This is a genomic window from Pseudomonas sp. WT-JTC, from assembly GCF_056711565.1.
In genome coordinates, this window is sequence record NZ_CM160042.1 from 3469361 (window position 1) to 3486674 (window position 17314).

Sequence of the window (17314 nt, forward strand, 5' to 3'; positions counted from 1 at the left end):
CAAAGCTTATTTTTTTGCTTGGCGATGAGCGGTAGGTTCAAGGCCGACCTTGCTACCCTCCCCTCGCCGAACGGTTGATTGCCAGCTTTCGTTCGGCGGCACAGGAACTGAGCTCGTCCCAGAGCACGCTGACAGACATAAAAAAACCGGCCAATCGAGCCGGTTTTCTTTGACCTCCCAATACCCACACGCACAAAAAACCCCCTCGCAAGGGGGTAATGCTGTAGGAGCGAGCTTGCTCGCGATGGTCGTTAACGATGCCGCGTGTTTACTGGCTAAACACAGCGCTCTTTAGTCCATCGCGAGCAAGCTCGCTCCCACAGGAGGGGGGTCTGATGTTCGTAAGGTGCAAAGGGTTTTACCCGATCAGCTCACCGCGCAGGAATTCCAGCGAACATCCAGATGGTCTCTTCAACAGGCGCTGCCGCATTGCGTTTACGGGCCCACTGAGTCAACGCCACCATCATCGCAAAGCCGAGCACGATCAACACCGGATAAGCCATCAGCAGTTCGGTGAGCGAATATTTCCAGGCCAGCGGTCGTCCGACACCGAGCATGGCGGCATACAGCCAGGACACGCCCGACAGTGCACCAGAGAACAAGGCAAACATTCGTACATTGATCTGCAGATCAAGCAACGATCCGGCCTTCAGCATTGCCGGCAATACATAGCGGTGCAACAACATGCCGTTGAATGTCAGCAGCAAAACTATAATGACTTTGGCTTGAAGTTTCGGATTGGCGAAATAGGTCATTCCTTTATCAAGATAATCAATGCCAATAATCGCAGCGCCGGTCACCCACAAGAATATCAGCGCATTGGAAACAGACTTCTGAAGACTGGCCATATGATCATTGTCGTGCCCCGACGACACGCGACCGTTCAATAAGTCCTTGACCATTGCGGCATCGCTGGCAAACACCAGACCAATGGCTACGCAGCAAGCCAACAGGTGAACGTAAACAACTCCTAAACGTAAAAACTCCATGGATTCTTTCTGGCCGAACAGGCCGATAATTGTATTAATATCCACGATTACATCTCCACTTATTGCGGCAGTGCAAATTGACCATGTTCCAGGCTCGCGAGTTAATTAATTAATCGCGCCGACAGGATCAAGTTTGCAATGATTAAAGCAACTGAATAATTTGGGATTACAAGAGAGAGCGACTCGCCCAGCGAGTCAGTGATGACGGCATAATATCACTCCAGGTCTCAGGTAAAAAAAATCCCCATGTGCATTCCATTCGATGCAGATGAGGTATTCGTCCATTATTTTTCTAGTGAGTGCAACGCGAAATCTCGAAGGATCCGCCTGCTGGAGCATAGGAGCGTTGCATTTCCCGATCGTTCATTTTTCGAGCAAAACGCTCGACAAACGGTACTGAATCCAGCGCCCGGAAGTACCTCTCACCTTCGCTGAAACCCGCGTAGCTATGCGGCTGAATCGTTTCCGAAACCACTCCTGAAAAAAACCGCCATCGAGTCACATTTATATCGCCTGACCCGACCGATGGTGAAAATTGTCGACAGGTCGTCGCCCGGAAAAAGCGGGATTCGGCTTCCGTGCAAGCGAAGACTCGTAGCAATCCCGGAACGGGCTCAAGCCAGCAATCGGGAGATCCACCGGGCCTGGCGCGCGATGTCCTGCACCTTGTCCTCGGGCACGGCCTGACGCGCCCGGGCAAAGTGGGCCAGGGTCTTCTGCTTCTGGCGCAGCTTGCGTTGCCACTTGATCAGGAACGCGGGACTGCGGGCCTGCATCTGCAACGGGCCGAAGTACAGCTCCTCGGCGGTATACATCACTGGCGCGGCGCGCTCGGCGACGATGATTTCGTAGTCGAAACGATTTTCCCGCAGCACTTCTTCGCAGAGGATGCGATAGCCATTTTCCATCAGCCATTGGCGCAGTGGCTGCTCGCCGCCGTTGGGTTGCAGGATCAGGCGCTCCTGACCGCTCAGGCAAACCTTGCCGCTGTCGAGGATGTCGCGGATCGTTTCGCCGCCCATACCGCAGATGCTGATCGCCGTAATCCCGTCTCCCGGCTCGATAGCCGCCAGGCCGTTGGCCAGGCGCACGGTGATCTGCAGGTCCAGGTCATTCTCGCGCACGGTGCGTTCGGCCGAACGGAATGGCGTCAACGCCACCTCGCCGGCCACCGCCGAGGTGATAGCGCCACGGCGCATCAACGCCACCGGCAGGTAGCCATGATCCGAGCCGATATCGGCCAGACGCGCACCGGCTGGCACATGTGCCGCCACGCGTTCCAGGCGCATGGACAATGTCTGTTCGTTCAACTGCGACCCCTCTTCACCAGCAACGTCCGGCGCCTCTGGCCGGATCGGGGCGCGATTCTGTCACGCAATCACTCGCGCATACACCGATCTGTCGACGTTTCCGCCGGACAGGATCACCCCCACCCTTTTCCCCGCCATGTCTTCACGCTCGGCAATGAGCGCTGCCAGCGCCGCCGCACCGGCCCCTTCGGCCAGGTTGTGGGTATCGGTGTAATACACGCGCATGGCCTCGGCAATCTGCGCATCACTGACCGCTACAATCCGCGCCGCACCTGCCGCATACACGGCAAAAGCTTCTGGCACTGGCTTGCGTACGGCCAGACCGTCGGCAAAGGTGGTTGCCGAGGCGGTTTCGCATATGACTCCGCTATTAAACGATAACTGTGCGGCCGCCGCTTCTGTGGACACCACGCCCACCACCCGGGTTTGCAGGCCCAGCGCATCGCGGGCGGCGATCACCCCACTGATCCCCGATCCACAGCCAATCGGTACATACACGGTATCCAGGTCAGGCGCAGCATTGAACAACTCCAGCGCATAAGTGGCGACGCCTTTGACCAACTCCGGGTGAAACGGCGGAACCAGGAACAGGCCATGCGCGCGCGCAAGGCGTGCAGCTTCCTCACGGGCTTCATCGAAGTCGCGGCCATACTCGACCACTTCAGCGCCAAAGCCGCGCATGGCGTTGTTCTTTTCTACCGAGTTACCTTCCGGCACCACGATCAATGCCTGCAAGCCCAGTGCGCCCGCCGCCAGCGCCAGGCTCTGGCCATGGTTGCCGCGGGTAGCGCTGACAATCCCCTTCGCTTCCGGGTGTTCGCGCTTGAGCCAGTGCATGAAGGTGATGCCGCCGCGCACTTTGAAAGCGCCGGTAGGCGTATGATTTTCGTGCTTGACCCACACCGTGCAACCCAACCGTCGGGCCAGCAAGGGCCAAGGGTACTGGGCGGTGGCAGGCATTACCTGGTAGACGTTGCGGGCAGCCTGTTCGATATCGTCGCGAGTCAATTTGTGCATGAGTTGTCCCCCTGAGATTTTGCCCAGTCTGCACATGGGCACCGTCTTGCGGCTTTCAGAAAACTGACCTGACTTTTACGCCTCACCTTCACTACTATGGTGTTCATGAGTCATCGAAACCGTCTGCCGTCACCGCTCCCGTCCGAACCGATCCGCCGTATCGAGGCAGGCCCCTGGGCGATCGAATTGCTGCCTGGGCGCGCCTACGCCACCCGGTATGTAGCGACCCAGGCGGGCATCGGTTTTGCCTTCGACAGCCAGCGCGGCCTGCACGCTATCGGCAGCGACCGGGTACAACCCTTCGCTGCCATGCCCAACGGCCTGGCGTTCATCCCCGCCGGATGCGACGTGCTGTCCGAATCAGCCAAGGGCGGTGAATATCTGCGGGTGATACGCACCGACGGCATTGCGTTGGTGGGGGATCGAGCCTTCAACAATCGCATCGATCCGCAAGCCACTGTCCTCGCGCGGCGAATGCGCGCCGCGCTGTTGCAGGCCTCCGTGGACGACGATTGGGAGGCCTGGGCACTCGCCTTGTCCGAGCGGGCGACGGGTAGCGAAGCCCTGTCGACAGCGCCCCATGGCTCGATAACCGGCCAGCGGATGCGCTTGCTCGATGAGTTCATCGATGCCGGCCTCGATGGCCCGTTGAGCGTATCGACAATGGCGGGCCTGCTTGGATTGTCCGAAGGCTATTTCATGCGGGCATTCAAAAACGCCACAGGCAAAAGCCCGCACGCTTACCTGATCGACCGACGCCTGGCCAAGGCCCGAGCCCTGATGCTCGACTCAACGGCTACGCTGACGGAAATCGCCTACGCCTGCGGTTTCAACTCCCAGGCGCACATGGCGACCACCTTCAGGCAACGCCTTGGCGTGAGTCCGGCGCAACTGCGTCATCACACCCGCTCCTAGCCGGAGATCGTTTGGGCAGGAATACCTCGGCCAGCATGCAGCGTGCACTGCCGCCGCCAATGCGCTCGATGGTGTCGATGTTCACCGGCAACGGCGTGGTGTGAGTTTCGATCAAGCGACGCTGACCGGCGTCCAGCGATTGCCAGGCGGTGCGCGACATCACCAGCAGCGGCTCGCCCGCTGCGTTGTGCACTTGCAGCATGTTGCCGGCAAAGGACTCCAGCTGTGCCCAGTTCAGGGCCACGACCTGTTTGCCACTGGATTCGAGCCGTTCACGCAGCGCCGCACGTTCACCTGGTTGAGGCACGGATGCCAGGCACGCCACCGCCAGGCGGGTGCCGACACTCATCATCACATTGGTGTGATAAATCGCCACGCCCTGGCGGTCCACCGCGTTGAACGCACACAGCTCATAGCCCAAATGGCTGACCAACTGATCCAGGGCCTGGGCGTGGGTGCGCGTGGAATACCCGGCGTAGCAAATCCGTTGTTGCCGATCCAGCACCATGCTGCCGGTGCCCTCGAGGAAAATCTCCTGCTCTTCGAGGCTGGACAGGTCCAGCACCTGCTCGACCCGGTATTCGCCCAGCAACCCGTCGAGTACACCTTTGTCCCGCTCCAGGCGCCGGTTGTGGCCCTGCATCGGGTACAACACCAAGGTGCCGTCCGGGTGGGTGCTCCACCAGTTGTTGGGGAAGATCGAGTCCGGGGTATGCGGCGCTTCGCGATCGTTATGCACCAGGACCTCGACGCCGTGCCGACGCAACGTGGCGACATAGCCATCGAACTCGGCAAGGGCCTTGAGTTGTACGTCTTCGGCTATGGCTGCCGGACGCTGGAAACGGTTGTTCGCCGCCGTGTCCTGATTGAAGGAGAAACGTGTCGGGCGAATCATTAATACCGTGTTGGTGGTTTGCATGGGCACAGACTCATGAGGGTCGAGAGGGGCTCATTGTCTGTTTCGAGGCGGGAAAATCCCGGTTGATAATGGCTGTCGGGGTGATGAAAACGGCTGAAGATTTCGGGCTGTCCAGCCGATTCGGTGAGGCTGCGGAGGCAGCCCTTTCAGGTGTACATATCCATTGCTGCGGTAACGGCCGTTAACGGTTCCGCCCTTACGGCGGGTCACTTTGGAAAAGCCCCAAAGTAACCAAAGGGCTCTTGCCCCTGACGTTCGGTGCCTCGCCAAGGCTCGGCATTCCCTCGCTCCGGTCCTGCTCCGTGGGCCCGCCGCGATCGGCCATCCCTGGCCGTACGCGGCTAACCCGGCATCCATGCCGGGTTGCCCACTGCGCAGAACCTGCGCTCGGCCTCTCGAGGGGGCAAGCAGATCAAAAGCAAAAGCAAAAGCAAGGCGGCCTGCTCGCCGGCCTGATCGCGAGCAGGCTCGCGCCCACCGTGGTTCAGGGGTGTACACAGACTTTGCACCCGCCACCAATCAACTGTGGGAGCGGGCTTGCTCGCGAAAGCGGTGTGACAATCGACATCTTCTTCTCTGAACCACCGCATTCGCGAGCAAGCCCGCTCCCACAGAAGAGCAGAGCAAAAGCAGATCGGCGAACACCGGCTCTGCTCCTCACCACTCAACAGGCCGAGCGTTAGCTCGCCTGCAGCTTTTGATCCACCCGCCCCCTCGGCAGGCTGAGCGGAGGTGTTCATCCGGGGATAGGCGCGCAGCGCCGTGCGGCGAAGCCGCACACATTGCAGGGAGGTGCAGCGAAGCAAACCGTAGAGCAATGCCCCCGGATGAATGCCGGAGCGAAGGAACCCCGAGCCCTGGCGAGGGGCCGTACGTAAGGGGCGAGACCTTTTGGTTCCTTTTGGGGCGTTTGCCAAAAGGGACCCGCCGTAAGGGCGGAACCATAAGCCGCCGTTACCGAAAAATCGGATATGTACACCGACAACAAAAGACAGGCTGGCCATCAGGCCGCCTTCGCGAGCAAGCCTGCTTGCGATGGCGGCGTGTCGCAGGCAGCGATTTCTGATCTTACTCCATCGTGGTCTTGACCATCGCCAGCTCCGGGTGGCTGACCAGTTTGTCGATGTGCAGATCCGGGTCGTCAAACCAGACTTCGGTCAACACCCGGTAATGCTCCATGTCTCGGCAGCGCATGCGCAGGCTGTAGTCGAACGCGCCACTGATCAGGCGACATTCCAGCACCTGCGGGCAGGCGCGGACCTTGGCCTCGAAGGCCTTTTGCGCCGCGCGTCCACTCTGGTTCGACAACGCCACCAGCACCAGCAACGACAAACCCGGCGTCAGTTTCTTCTCGTCGAGAATCGCGCCATAGCCGCGAATGACCCCGAGCTGCTCCAGCTTGCGTACCCGCTCCAGACAAGGCCTGGGCGTCAGGTGCACGCGCTCGGAAAGCTTTTGATAAGTGATGCGCCCTTCGTGGCGCAACACTTCAATGATTGCCTGATCGATACGATCAAGCACAATCGACAGATCGCGGATATCCGCCATGTACGCGTTGCCTCACTTCAAACGACCCGATAGAAATTGCTGCAAACGTTCACTGTTTGGCCGGTCGAGTATCGTAGCATCACCCTGCTCCTCGACCCGCCCCTGATGCAGGAACAACACCTGGCTGGAAACCTGCCGGGCAAAGCCCATTTCGTGGGTCACCATCAGCATGGTCCGGCCTTCTTCGGCCAGTGCCTGGATCACCTTCAAGACTTCACCCACCAGTTCCGGGTCAAGCGCCGAGGTGGGCTCGTCGAACAACAGGATTTCCGGTTCCACCGCCAGGGCACGGGCAATCGCCACCCGCTGTTGCTGCCCGCCCGACAGAAACGCCGGGTACTGATCGGCCACCCGTTGCGGCAGCCCGACCTTGTCCAGATACGCTCGTGCGCTGTCTTCAGCGGCCTTGCGGCTCATGCCCAGGACTCGACACGGCGCCAGCACGATGTTCTCCAGCACGGTCAGGTGACTCCACAGGTTGAAATGCTGGAACACCATCGCCAGTCGCGTGCGCAAACGCTGCAACTGTTTCGGGTTGGCCACGCGCATGCCACCGACGCCCTGACGGGTGAGGACTCGCTCGCCATCCAGGGCAATGGCACCTTCGTCCGCCCGTTCCAGGAAGTTGATGCAGCGCAACATGGTGCTCTTACCCGAACCGCTGGCGCCGATCATGCTCACCACGTCCCCTGCCCGTGCGTTCAACGAGACGCCCTTGAGCACTTCGTTGTCACCAAAACGTTTATACAGATTTTCAACCGTGAGTTTGTACATGCGAATACTCCTGGAACGGCACGTTGATCGGCGCCGCTCTGGATTAAAAATGGAAGTCAGTGAGTCGGGCCGAGAAAGCTCAGCCAGCGTTTCTCCGCCAGCCTGAATGCCCCGACCAGCCCGAACGACAGCGCGAGGTACAGCAGACCGGCGATGCCGAATGCCTGGAACGTCATGAAGGTCGCCGCATTGGCGTCCCGGGCGATTTTCAGGATGTCCGGAATCGTTGCGGTAAATGCCACCGAAGTTGCGTGCAGCATCAGGATCACTTCGTTGCTGTAGTACGGCAGCGCGCGGCGCAGCGCCGAAGGCAGGATCAGTTGCAGATACAGGCGCCAGCCACTCAGGCCATAGGCATGGGCCGCTTCGATTTCGCCGTAGGGAATACTGCGGATCGCCCCGGCGAAAATCTCCACGGTGTAAGCGCAGGTGTTGAGGGTGAACGCCAGCAAGGTGCAATTCATTGCGTCGCGGAAAAACGCTTCGAGCAATGGCTGCGAACGGACCACGGCAATGCCGTAGATCCCGCTGTAGCAAATCAGCAACTGGATATACAGCGGCGTGCCGCGAAACACATAGGTAAACAGCTGGACCGGCCAACGCAAAACACCCCAGCGCGACACGCGCAAGATCGCCAGGGGCAGCGACAGCACGAAGCCCATGGCAATGCTCGCCACCAGTAACCACAGGGTCATCGCCAGTCCGGTGAAGCTTTCGCCGTCGCTGAACAGGAAGGGTCTCCAGTATTCGGCAATCAATTCGATCATCGTGCCATCCCCCGCACACCCTGGTTGTAGCGCCGTTCCAGCACGCGCAATACGTAGTTCGAAGCGCTGGTGATCAGCAGGTAAAGCGCTGCGGCCAGCAGCAGAAAATCGAGCATGTTGAACGTACTTTTACCCGCCTCTTGCGCGACCTTGACCAGGTCCGACAAACCGATGATCGATACCAGCGCCGTGGCCTTGAGCAGCACCAGCCAGTTGTTGCCAAGGCTCGGCAAGGCGAAACGCATCATTTGCGGGAACACCACGAAACGAAAGCGCTGCCAACGGTTCAGGCCAAAGCACGCCGCGGCCTCCTGTTGCCCGCGTGGCACACTCAGAATCGCCCCGCGAAAGGTCTCGGTGAAATACGCACCGTATATGAAGCCAAGGGTGACGATGCCGGCCACAAACGGATCGATTTCCATGTACGCCCAACCCATGGCCTCGGTCAGGGCGCTGAGCCAGCCTTGCAGGCTGTAGAAAATCAGCAGCATCAACACCAGGTCAGGCACGCCACGGATCAGTGTCGTGTAAAAGGTCGCCGGCAGATTGAACAGCTTCAGCGGCGACAGCTTTGCCGCCGCGCCGAGCAGCCCCAGCGCCATGCTCACCACAAGCGCGAGCGCCGACAGTTTGAGGGTGACCCAGGTACCGTGCAGCAACAAAGGGCCATAGCCTTGCAGGGCCGAAAGGTCGAGCCCAGGGATATTCAGGAAGGAATTCACGCCAGTCACCTGTCTTGATGCGCCCCGGTCGCTGCGACACAGCGGCCGGGACACGAGGATCAGTTGTTGTAGAGGTCCAGATCGCCGAAGTGCTTCTGCTGGATCTGCGCGTAGATGCCCTTGTCGTGCAGGGCCTTGATGGCGGCATTGAGCATGCCTTTGAGCTCTTCGTTGTCCTTGCGCACCCCGATGGCGATTTCCGAAGGCACCAACGGGTCGCTGATGCCTTCGCTGTTCTGGAAGTCCGCGCCTTGCGGCGAGGTCAGGAAACTCATCTGCGCTTGCAGCTTGTCCTGGATCGACGCATCGAGACGGCCATACACCAGGTCGGCATAGACCTGATCCTGATTCTGATAAGCCCGCAGCTTCACCCCGCCCGGCCCCAGCTTGGCCTTGGCGTAGGTTTCCTGAATCGTGCCTTGCATGTAGCCGATGGTTTTACCGCGCAGCGACTCGGCGGTGGGCAGCAGTCCGGAGTCTTTGCGGGTGACGATGGCGGTCGGTCCGGCATAAAGGCGATCGGTAAAGTCGATCTGTTTTTTGCGCGTGTCGGTCACGGTCATCGAAGATTCGATGGCATCGAACTTGCCGGCCTTGAGCCCCGGAATCAGTCCGTCGAAGTCATTGCTGACCCACACGCAAGTCAGCTTCAGCTCGGCACATATCGCATTGCCCAGATCCACGCCGAAGCCCTGGACCCCGCCATCGGCCGTGGTGGATTCAAAGGGTGGGTAGCTTGGGTTGACGCCAAATCGCAGCTCCTTCCATTCCTTGGCGCTGGCGCCCGTGGTGCAGCACAACAACGCGAGTGCCGGCAAAGTCAGCCATTTGATGTTCATCTTCTTGAGTCCCGGATTATTTGGATTTATCGCGATCCGGCGCCTGCGTCGGACCACACTTTTCTGACAGGGGCAGAGAATCGATGCGGTGTTCACCGCAGCCGTTTTTGTTGTTGTTTTCGACCGCAAGCAGCCGGTCGTCGGAGTCGCATTCCATCTCAAGCGGCGATCGACAAGCGCTTGAAACGGACCGCCAGAATGCCAATTGCGGGGAAGGAGCTGGTGTCGTAAGCCCTCGTTAAAACAGCGTGCCTGTGCTGAACGAAGGGCTTTCACAGCCGATTCTGTTGTCTGCTGTAAATCACTGTTTCTCCACTTGGCGGGAGCGGCACAGAACATGTGAGGCTCTTTGCGGCCTTCTTTATCTGCATGACGATGCATCGTGAAGCACCAAGCCGATTCCGCTGTGCACCCTCTGTTTTTCGACTTCTCTCGCTGTATCCGGGGTCAGTATTGGCCGAAATCTTCTCGCCATTGCCTCGACAATGGGTCCGTCGCAAATACATGGACCACCTCCTGAGTCTCAGCTGCCCAAGCGAACGGCAGACCAGGCCGGCATCCCCCCCAGAAAAAAGCGCCAAAAGGAACCCGATATGACCCGTTACATCGACGTCAATGATCTGAGCCGTCTCGTCCAGGAAAAAGGCTTGCCTCGATGCCTGACCGAAATGGCCGAGTACATCCGTCAGGATTACGTACGCTGGCCGGAATTCGAAAAATGCGCGCGCCTGGCGAACCACTCACCCGAGGGCGTGATCGAGCTGATGCCCGTGTCTGATGCAACGCTCTACGCCTTCAAATATGTCAATGGACATCCGAAGAACACGCACAATGGCATGCTGACGGTCATGGCGTTTGGTGCACTGGGAGATGTCGATACCGGCAAACCTGTGCTTCTGAGTGAAATGACCCTGACTACCGCCATTCGCACCGCTGCCACTTCTGCGCTCGCGGCCCGCTACCTCGCCCGACCGGACAGCCGCCGAATGGCACTCATCGGTAATGGCTCACAGAGCGAATTCCAGGCCCTGGCGTTTCATACCTTACTGGGTATTACTCAAATCAGCCTCTACGACATCGACCCTGCCGCGACCGCGAAGCTGGTAGCCAACCTGCGGGCCTATCCCGCCATCCAGGTGACCGCTGCCAAAACCGTCGCCGAAGCGGTACGGGGTGCCGATATCGTGACCACGGTCACGGCCGACAAGGCCTACGCAACCATTCTGACGCCTGAGATGATCGAGCCCGGGATGCACCTCAACGCCGTGGGCGGCGACTGTCCCGGCAAGACCGAATTGCACCGGGACATCGTGGAGCGTGCGCGGGTCATGGTCGAGTACGAACCGCAAAGCCGCATTGAAGGCGAAATACAGCAGATGCCGGCCGACTCACCGATTATCGAGTTCTGGAAAGTCATCAATGGCCAGACTCAAGGTCGCCAGCATGCCGGGGAAGTCACCCTGTTCGACTCGGTCGGCTTTGCCCTCGAGGACTACTCCGCCCTGCGCTATGTGCTGGATGTAGCAACAACGCTCGACATTGGCAGCGACATCCAGCTGGTGCCAGAGCTGCAAGATCCCAAGAACCTGTTCTCGTTGCTGCAGCCTTCGGCAACAGCCGGTGTACAGCCCGTTCAACAAATGAGGTCCCCGGTGCTGGAGACTTGATCTCGACAGCAATCACATCGCGCGTCCCCCGCCCCTCTGCCACCAGCCCAAATGCGTGACCTGCCTGGGCCTGGACGGGGGCGCAGCGCTGCCCGGACCCCTGGATGAGCATTCGATGCAGGCGAAACCGAAGCGCTGTAGCGCTTTAGAAATCGGTGATGGTTGTTCCGTCGATGGTCTCGGCGAATCCGCTTCCGAATACCCGGGCAGGCGTTTCAAACCCCGGCCGCCGATCGCCGTCCAACACTCGCCGCGCGGCTTCAACCGCCACCAACGGTGTGTAGGAGTAGCCGTTGACGGTTTCAATCATCGAGCGTGCCACGCTGCTGTTGGCGCCCGTGACTTCTACCACCGCTCGGGCACGATGAGCTTCGCGCTGTACAACGCTTGGGCCCTCAGGCAGCTTCGACAGATCGCCCTGCGGAAACGCATCGCCACTGACGTGCACGAACATGGCAATGTCGGGAATGCCGGTGGAGTGCCAGCCGGTCACCAGGTCACCAAACGACAGCGGCGCGCACAACACCGGGCCGTCACCAAAATCGAAGTGCCGCGGTTGCGCTTCGGGTGTTGCAACCAGCAGTCCATCGACCCGCGCCAGCAGGCCTGCGCCAATGATCTCGCGGACACTCAGGGCCGATCCCCGTGACATGGAACCTGCAACCTGCAGTGCGATCCTCAGTGAATGCGGCTCCTGCACACGGCGGGCGACATGCATCGCCAGGCAATCTGTCGGCACCACATCCCAACCGACACCGGGCAGTAGCATGACGCCCGCGCTGCTGGCCTGAGCGCCAAGTTGCTCAGCCTGCCGATAGACGTTGATCTCCGCCGTGATGTCCAGATAGTCGACCCCAGCCTTGATACAAGCCTGCATCAAAGCGGCCGCCGTCTGCGCGAACGGCCCTGCGAAGTTCAGCAGCACCGCGATGCCCTCCAGGGACTTCGCTGCCTGGGCATCGGGGTTGAACTCTCGATAAGGAACATCCAGCTGCGCGGCGAGCGACTGCAGTTTTTCGCCATTGCGCCCGGCGATTACAACGTCCATTCCCCGCCCCTTGGCATGCTCTGCCGCCATGCGACCGGTGTACCCCGTCGCCCCGTAGATCATTAATGTGCTCATGGGATGTGCTGCCAGTTCTTGTAGACGAATTCGAGACTGTAACCGTCCGGGTCGAGAACATTGGCGGCGTAATAATCGGGGTCATAATGCAGACGAGCGCCCGGGGCGCCGTTGTCGACAGCGCCACTTCGCAGGGCAGCCGCATAAGCCGCGTCTACCTCGCTCTTGCTGCCCGCCACAAAGCCGACATGCACCGCTCGCCCCTCCACCACGCCTTCGCGCAACCAGAAAAACATGCGTCCATTGGCACCGAAACCTTTCAGGTCAGGATGCCCTGGCGGTCCGTCCTTGCCGTCGTAATCAAGCCTTGCGGTGATGCCCAGCGGGGTCAATGCCACTGTGTAGAAACGAACGGAACGATCGATGTCACTGACCGACAGAAAAATGTGATCAAGCATGGGGAAGCCTCGCACTCAGATACTGATTCAAATGAAACAGCCGCCCGCCACTTCGATGGATTGGGCGTTGATCCAGAGTCACCACAGTAGCCATCCGCCTCGCGGCGAGCGCAGCCGTTCCTGCTCGAAACCTGCCTGTTTCTGCTTTTTGCTTGCGTGCCCGTATCCGCGTGCGTTCAGATGAATGCCATGAAAACCCAACTGACAGAACTTCGCGCCCTGGCGTGCCGAGCCGAAAACCGCCGCACGGAAACGGGTATCCCGCGTGTCGCCATGATTCAGGGTGAAATCCCTGAGCACCTGCTGGCCGCTGTCTACGAACCGATGATCAACCTGATTCTGCAAGGCAGTAAATCCATGACCATCGCCGACCATACGCTTCGATATGACCCGGCGACTTACTTCGTCATGTCCATCGACCTGCCAGCGGTCGGTCAGGTTCACCCCTCTGCAGGCGGCGAACCTTATCTGGCGGTCAGCCTGACGCTCGATCCGATTGTCTTGACGACGCTACTCGCCGACTTGCCCAAACCGCTCGGACAGCATGAACAGGAAACCGGTTTTTCGGTGGCCGCCGTCACGCCCGAACTGATGGATGCCTGGGTGCGCCTGCTGCGCTTGATGAACAAGCCCGAAGAAATCGCCGCCCTTGCGCCGGTCTACGAGCGAGAGATTCTGTACCGTGTCCTGCAAGGCCCCCATGGCTGGATGCTGCGCGATATCGTGGCACCCGACAGCGCCATGGCGCGCGTCAACCTGGCCATTGCGCACATTCGCCGCGACTTTGCCGAACCCATCCGGGTGGACGCATTGGCACAGCTCGCGTCAATGAGCGTCTCAGCCTTCCACCGACACTTCAAAGCCGTCACGGCGCTGAGTCCATTGCAGTATCAAAAGCGCGTTCGCCTGCTACAGGCCCGGACACTGATGGTGGCCAATGCCAGAAGCGTCACTGGCGCGGCGTTCGAAGTCGGTTATGAAAGCGCGACCCAATTCAGCCGCGACTACGCACGCGTGTTTGGATTGCCGCCTTCGAGAGATGCGGCCCGGATTCTTGGGGAAATCCGAAGCAGCGCAAGTGGTTGTTGAGCCTGTTTGCAGTTTTTCATTGGCGTGCATCCACAAGACTGCCGAGGAACGTCCGCTGAACGATTCAGCCAATCTGTTGCGTCCACCGGTTGAATTCACAACCCGAAGCGCAAGTCCGATCCAAAGCTGCTTTCGAGCAAAAACAAACGTCGCCAGGCAACTGGCATTGCCGAGCTGCTACCGCCTAAAAGGATGCCTGATTAACATACGCAGGGATGATGAGTAGAATCTTTCCCGCACACCAAAATCTCGACCAATCGACGCTGATCCCATCAAGGAAGATAACAACAATGAAAGTATTATTCGTCGCTTCGCTAGGAATTTTATCGCTAATTCAAACATCAATATCCTTCGCGGATAGTGTTAATGGAAAAAATCTCTATTTACAGCGATGCGCCATGTGCCACGGAATGGATCTCAAAGCAACAGGACCATTGGCTAATAAAAGCAATCCTCCTACACCTGACCTGACAACATCCGCCTTCAAAAAACGATTAAATGAATATCCGGGCGTGATTGTATCTTCAATAATACTTCGTCCAAATGGAAACTTGATTCCAAAAACTTTGCGAGAGAATGGTGTAAAGCTATCGCCGTACTCATGGAGGATTGAAGATCTGCGCGATATAAATCAGTACATGGGTGGTGCGATTTCAAAAAATCGATGACTTTTGAAATGAGAGCCAGGCACAGAAATCTCAAAGCCATTTCAGGCTTGAGGATTTGAGGACTTGAGGGACAATGCCGGTGAGCCAGTCGACCTCTCACGGGCACATTGCTAATAAACAATCTCGGATTAATGCAAACTCGTGCGGCCCTTGCGCATCCAACAGCAGTCGCCTGCGGTCGTGACGGGGAAATAACGGCCAGAGAGGTCATTCGAACCGTACTCGAAAGCTGGAGCAACTCAGAACGAGCGGACTGTCAATTCAAACGAAACATCGTTCCTGTGGAGCCACGATAAATGACGCCCCGTCTGATTCCCCGCCATTAAAAATGATGATGTCTTCCACCTGCATCGACGCGTGCAGCAACTGACGCCACGGCCAATCAATTCGTGCTCGAACGCCTGCTTGAACAGCACCGCACGCACTTGGGTACCAATCGCTCATACACACGTATCTACAGCCAATACCAGTGCATGACAGACACCAACGACCAGATCTTTAAACTTGCGCCATGGCGCACTTTGTCACTGGTTCTGTATCGCTCACAGTTGCCCGCGCGATCGATAGCACAGAGTTGTCGGCCTGATCGGCATCAAAGCCAAACAAGTACATTTCTGGAGCAAAAACCATGAGTACACCACAAAAGGTTGTCATCGTTACCGGCGCGTCACAAGGCATTGGTGCTGAAGTAGTCAAGGCATTCCGGGGGTTCAACTATCGGATAGTCGCGACGTCCCGCAAGATCAAGCCGTCGGACGACCCGAACATCCTGACGGTAGCGGGAGACGGCGACTGCGCAGCGTGTTATTAGCGAAGCTGTCGCGCGATTTGGTCGAATCGACACGTTGGTGAATAACGCCGGCATCTACATCGGCAAACCTTTCACCGAGCACACTATCGAAGACTACAACGCCGTCATGAACGTAAACATGTCTGGTTTTTTTCACATCACCCAACTGGCCATCGCCGAAATGGAAAAGCATGGGAGCGGCCATGTGGTTACCGTTACCGGCAGCATAGAAAACGGCATCAGCGGCGCATATGCGGCATTGGCGGCGCTGACCAAAGGTGGCTTGAGCGCCGTGACCAGGTCGCTGGCGATTGAGTGCGCGAAGCAAGGCATTCGCGTCAATGCCATTGCACCGGGCGTCACCAGGACGCCTTTGCATACCGAGGAATACTACGAATGCTGGCTGCCCTCCAACCGCTGGGGCGTATGGGCGAAGCGAGCGAGGTCGCCAGCGCTATCGCCGAATTGGCCGCGACGATCCGGCCTTCGCCGTTGATGAGGAATGCCTCGTTCTTCATGTGTAGCAGGCAACGGATGAGCAGTTGATCGAATTCGTGCAGGGCGATATCCGCCGCGGCGAAGCCGACTAGATGCCCGCCGGCGAAATTGGCAAGGAGGCACGGAGAACGCCAGTATAGGGGCCATTGGATGAGGTTGCTTTGTATCCAAAACGATATCTCCCATGGAGTCCGTTAAAAGGAAGAAAGGCTCTGGCAGACCCATTACTTTTCCCTTTCGCCACTGGAATCCATGTAGCTTCGTCATTTTCTTTGTACTGGGTAACCAATAGATATCCAATCCTGGCTAGTTGAAACAAATCTGCGCTGCCACTTCTCAACTCAATGCCGCACTCACCAAAAATATCGCATTCACTTTTGTATCAGCGCTTGAACTGGCTGGGTGCTATCAGTGCAGTTACGGGTCGCGATTTTTTCTCGGGCAGTCGCCGCAACCTGGTTTGGTCGCGGCCCCCCGGCTTGCCGAGTCAGCCCGCCGGCCATACGATTCGACTATTGCCCAGGCGGAGAAGTCATTGTGAAGCCGGTGATGCTCCTGACGCGCATCCTGGCGCCTGCCATCGCTCTGGCGCTGGCATCTGCCGGCCTGCATGCCGATGACCCGTTCGCGTCGTTGCGCGACGCCATGGTGCGGGAGATCGCCGACATGTCGTCCGTCACCCGCGAGGAAACCGGCAGGGTCGAGTTTGCCGCGCCGGTGATGGCCGCGATGGCCAAGGTGCCACGCCATAAGTTCGTCCCGCCCGACGAGGTGCCCTACGCCTACGAGAATCGCCCGCTGCCGATCGGCTACGGCCAGACCATCTCCCAACCCTACATCGTCGCCCTGATGACCGACCTGACGCAGGTCGGGCCCGGCGACGTGGTACTCGAGATCGGCACTGGCTCGGGCTACCAGGCGGCGATCCTCGCCGAACTGGCGCAGGCGGTCTACACGATGGAGATCATTGAGCCGCTGGCAGTGCAGGCCGGGGAGCGCTTGGGCCGTCTGGGATATGCGAAGGTGCAGGCCCGGTTGGGCGATGGCTACCACGGCTGGCCCGAACACGGGCCTTACGACGCCATCCTCGTCACCGCCGCCGCCAGCCATGTGCCGCCGCCACTGATCGCCCAGCTCAAGGCCGGCGGACGGATGGTAATCCCGGTCGGCGCGCCGTTCATGATCCAGTACCTGCTGTTGATCGAGAAGGCCGGCGATGGCAGTGTGTCCACCCGGCAGGTGCTGCCTGTGCGTTTCGTGCCGCTGGTCGGAAGCGGTTGA

At 58.9% G+C, this 17314-nt stretch carries 16 protein-coding genes and 1 pseudogene; 6 read left to right on the forward strand and 11 right to left on the reverse strand.

The window, feature by feature from the left end; all coding sequences use genetic code 11:
* Nucleotides 1-371: 371 nt before the first annotated feature.
* From AC06G5_RS15865 to AC06G5_RS15875, 3 genes are all read right to left on the reverse strand, one after another.
* The gene (locus AC06G5_RS15865) at nucleotides 372-989 is read right to left on the reverse strand and encodes a hypothetical protein (RefSeq protein WP_480459894.1); all 618 of its coding nucleotides are present in this window, start codon (nucleotides 987-989) and stop codon (nucleotides 372-374) included.
* 614 nt (nucleotides 990-1603) lie between these two features.
* Nucleotides 1604-2299: a tRNA (adenine(22)-N(1))-methyltransferase gene (locus tag AC06G5_RS15870; protein ID WP_413428007.1), complete on the reverse strand. Its 696-nt coding sequence runs from the start codon at nucleotides 2297-2299 to the stop codon at nucleotides 1604-1606.
* 60 nt (nucleotides 2300-2359) lie between these two features.
* The gene (locus tag AC06G5_RS15875; protein WP_413428006.1) at nucleotides 2360-3316 is read right to left on the reverse strand and encodes a threonine dehydratase; all 957 of its coding nucleotides are present in this window, start codon (nucleotides 3314-3316) and stop codon (nucleotides 2360-2362) included.
* A 96-nt stretch (nucleotides 3317-3412) separates the two neighbouring features.
* On the opposite strand from AC06G5_RS15875, the gene AC06G5_RS15880 reads away from it, so the two are divergent.
* Nucleotides 3413-4231, forward strand: coding sequence for a helix-turn-helix transcriptional regulator (locus AC06G5_RS15880; protein WP_480457458.1), 819 nt, complete (start codon nucleotides 3413-3415; stop codon nucleotides 4229-4231).
* Here AC06G5_RS15880 and ctlX read toward each other — a convergent pair.
* The 6 genes from ctlX to AC06G5_RS15910 all read right to left on the reverse strand — a co-directional run bounded on the left by ctlX (nucleotide 4176) and on the right by AC06G5_RS15910 (nucleotide 9800).
* The gene (gene ctlX / locus AC06G5_RS15885) at nucleotides 4176-5150 is read right to left on the reverse strand and encodes a citrulline utilization hydrolase CtlX (RefSeq protein WP_413428004.1); all 975 of its coding nucleotides are present in this window, start codon (nucleotides 5148-5150) and stop codon (nucleotides 4176-4178) included. The two genes, AC06G5_RS15880 and ctlX, sit on opposite strands and share 56 nt — an antisense overlap.
* Before the next feature lie 1068 nt (nucleotides 5151-6218).
* The gene (locus AC06G5_RS15890; RefSeq protein WP_007974731.1) at nucleotides 6219-6698 is read right to left on the reverse strand and encodes an Lrp/AsnC family transcriptional regulator; all 480 of its coding nucleotides are present in this window, start codon (nucleotides 6696-6698) and stop codon (nucleotides 6219-6221) included.
* Nucleotides 6699-6710: 12 nt separating this feature from the next.
* The gene (locus AC06G5_RS15895; RefSeq protein WP_085715083.1) at nucleotides 6711-7472 is read right to left on the reverse strand and encodes an ABC transporter ATP-binding protein; all 762 of its coding nucleotides are present in this window, start codon (nucleotides 7470-7472) and stop codon (nucleotides 6711-6713) included.
* Between the two features lie 56 nt (nucleotides 7473-7528).
* The gene (locus AC06G5_RS15900; protein WP_057399569.1) at nucleotides 7529-8239 is read right to left on the reverse strand and encodes an ABC transporter permease; all 711 of its coding nucleotides are present in this window, start codon (nucleotides 8237-8239) and stop codon (nucleotides 7529-7531) included.
* Nucleotides 8236-8961 (reverse strand): ABC transporter permease, encoded by a 726-nt coding sequence (locus AC06G5_RS15905; RefSeq protein ID WP_413428537.1) that lies wholly within the window; start codon nucleotides 8959-8961, stop codon nucleotides 8236-8238. The genes AC06G5_RS15900 and AC06G5_RS15905 overlap by 4 nt, the downstream gene beginning before the upstream one ends.
* A 59-nt stretch (nucleotides 8962-9020) precedes the next feature.
* Nucleotides 9021-9800 (reverse strand): transporter substrate-binding domain-containing protein, encoded by a 780-nt coding sequence (locus tag AC06G5_RS15910; RefSeq protein WP_322617977.1) that lies wholly within the window; start codon nucleotides 9798-9800, stop codon nucleotides 9021-9023.
* Nucleotides 9801-10393: 593 nt separating this feature from the next.
* Between AC06G5_RS15910 and AC06G5_RS15915 the strand changes: the two genes are divergently transcribed.
* On the forward strand, nucleotides 10394-11467 hold the full coding sequence (locus AC06G5_RS15915) for an ornithine cyclodeaminase (RefSeq protein WP_480457462.1): 1074 nt from the start codon (nucleotides 10394-10396) through the stop codon (nucleotides 11465-11467).
* Nucleotides 11468-11612: 145 nt separating this feature from the next.
* Here AC06G5_RS15915 and AC06G5_RS15920 read toward each other — a convergent pair whose 3' ends face one another.
* Nucleotides 11613-12590, reverse strand: coding sequence for a saccharopine dehydrogenase family protein (locus AC06G5_RS15920; RefSeq protein ID WP_413428534.1), 978 nt, complete (start codon nucleotides 12588-12590; stop codon nucleotides 11613-11615).
* Nucleotides 12587-12988 carry a VOC family protein gene (locus AC06G5_RS15925; RefSeq protein WP_413428533.1) on the reverse strand — a complete coding sequence of 134 codons (402 nt, stop codon included), beginning with the start codon at nucleotides 12986-12988 and terminating at the stop codon, nucleotides 12587-12589. Before AC06G5_RS15925 ends, AC06G5_RS15920 begins: the two co-directional genes overlap by 4 nt.
* Nucleotides 12989-13177: 189 nt before the next feature.
* On the opposite strand from AC06G5_RS15925, the gene AC06G5_RS15930 reads away from it, so the two are divergent.
* The 4 genes and pseudogenes from AC06G5_RS15930 (at nucleotide 13178) to AC06G5_RS15945 (ending at nucleotide 17314) form a co-directional block, all read left to right on the forward strand.
* Nucleotides 13178-14077, forward strand: coding sequence for an AraC family transcriptional regulator (locus tag AC06G5_RS15930; protein WP_480457464.1), 900 nt, complete (start codon nucleotides 13178-13180; stop codon nucleotides 14075-14077).
* A gap of 290 nt (nucleotides 14078-14367) precedes the next feature.
* Nucleotides 14368-14745, forward strand: a complete 378-nt coding sequence (locus tag AC06G5_RS15935; protein WP_413428531.1) for a c-type cytochrome — start codon at nucleotides 14368-14370, stop codon at nucleotides 14743-14745.
* 628 nt (nucleotides 14746-15373) lie between these two features.
* Nucleotides 15374-16003: pseudogene (locus tag AC06G5_RS15940) on the forward strand (SDR family NAD(P)-dependent oxidoreductase); the annotation flags it as partial.
* 567 nt (nucleotides 16004-16570) lie between these two features.
* The gene (locus AC06G5_RS15945; RefSeq protein ID WP_480457466.1) at nucleotides 16571-17314 is read left to right on the forward strand and encodes a protein-L-isoaspartate(D-aspartate) O-methyltransferase; all 744 of its coding nucleotides are present in this window, start codon (nucleotides 16571-16573) and stop codon (nucleotides 17312-17314) included.

Excerpts from the sequence above, each read along its gene's own strand:
- AC06G5_RS15925 (WP_413428533.1), bottom strand. The coding sequence starts at position 12,988 with ATGCTTGATCACATTTTTCTGTCGGTCAGTGACATCGATCGTTCCGTT.
- AC06G5_RS15880 (WP_480457458.1), top strand. The coding sequence starts at position 3,413 with ATGGTGTTCATGAGTCATCGAAACCGTCTGCCGTCACCGCTCCCGTCC.
- AC06G5_RS15930 (WP_480457464.1), top strand. The coding sequence starts at position 13,178 with ATGAAAACCCAACTGACAGAACTTCGCGCCCTGGCGTGCCGAGCCGAA.
- ctlX (WP_413428004.1), bottom strand. The coding sequence starts at position 5,150 with ATGCAAACCACCAACACGGTATTAATGATTCGCCCGACACGTTTCTCC.
- AC06G5_RS15915 (WP_480457462.1), top strand. The coding sequence starts at position 10,394 with ATGACCCGTTACATCGACGTCAATGATCTGAGCCGTCTCGTCCAGGAA.
- AC06G5_RS15875 (WP_413428006.1), bottom strand. The coding sequence starts at position 3,316 with ATGCACAAATTGACTCGCGACGATATCGAACAGGCTGCCCGCAACGTC.
- AC06G5_RS15865 (WP_480459894.1), bottom strand. The coding sequence starts at position 989 with ATGGAGTTTTTACGTTTAGGAGTTGTTTACGTTCACCTGTTGGCTTGC.
- AC06G5_RS15935 (WP_413428531.1), top strand. The coding sequence starts at position 14,368 with ATGAAAGTATTATTCGTCGCTTCGCTAGGAATTTTATCGCTAATTCAA.
- AC06G5_RS15920 (WP_413428534.1), bottom strand. The coding sequence starts at position 12,590 with ATGAGCACATTAATGATCTACGGGGCGACGGGGTACACCGGTCGCATG.
- AC06G5_RS15910 (WP_322617977.1), bottom strand. The coding sequence starts at position 9,800 with ATGAACATCAAATGGCTGACTTTGCCGGCACTCGCGTTGTTGTGCTGC.
- AC06G5_RS15900 (WP_057399569.1), bottom strand. The coding sequence starts at position 8,239 with ATGATCGAATTGATTGCCGAATACTGGAGACCCTTCCTGTTCAGCGAC.
- AC06G5_RS15890 (WP_007974731.1), bottom strand. The coding sequence starts at position 6,698 with ATGGCGGATATCCGCGATCTGTCGATTGTGCTTGATCGTATCGATCAG.
- AC06G5_RS15895 (WP_085715083.1), bottom strand. The coding sequence starts at position 7,472 with ATGTACAAACTCACGGTTGAAAATCTGTATAAACGTTTTGGTGACAAC.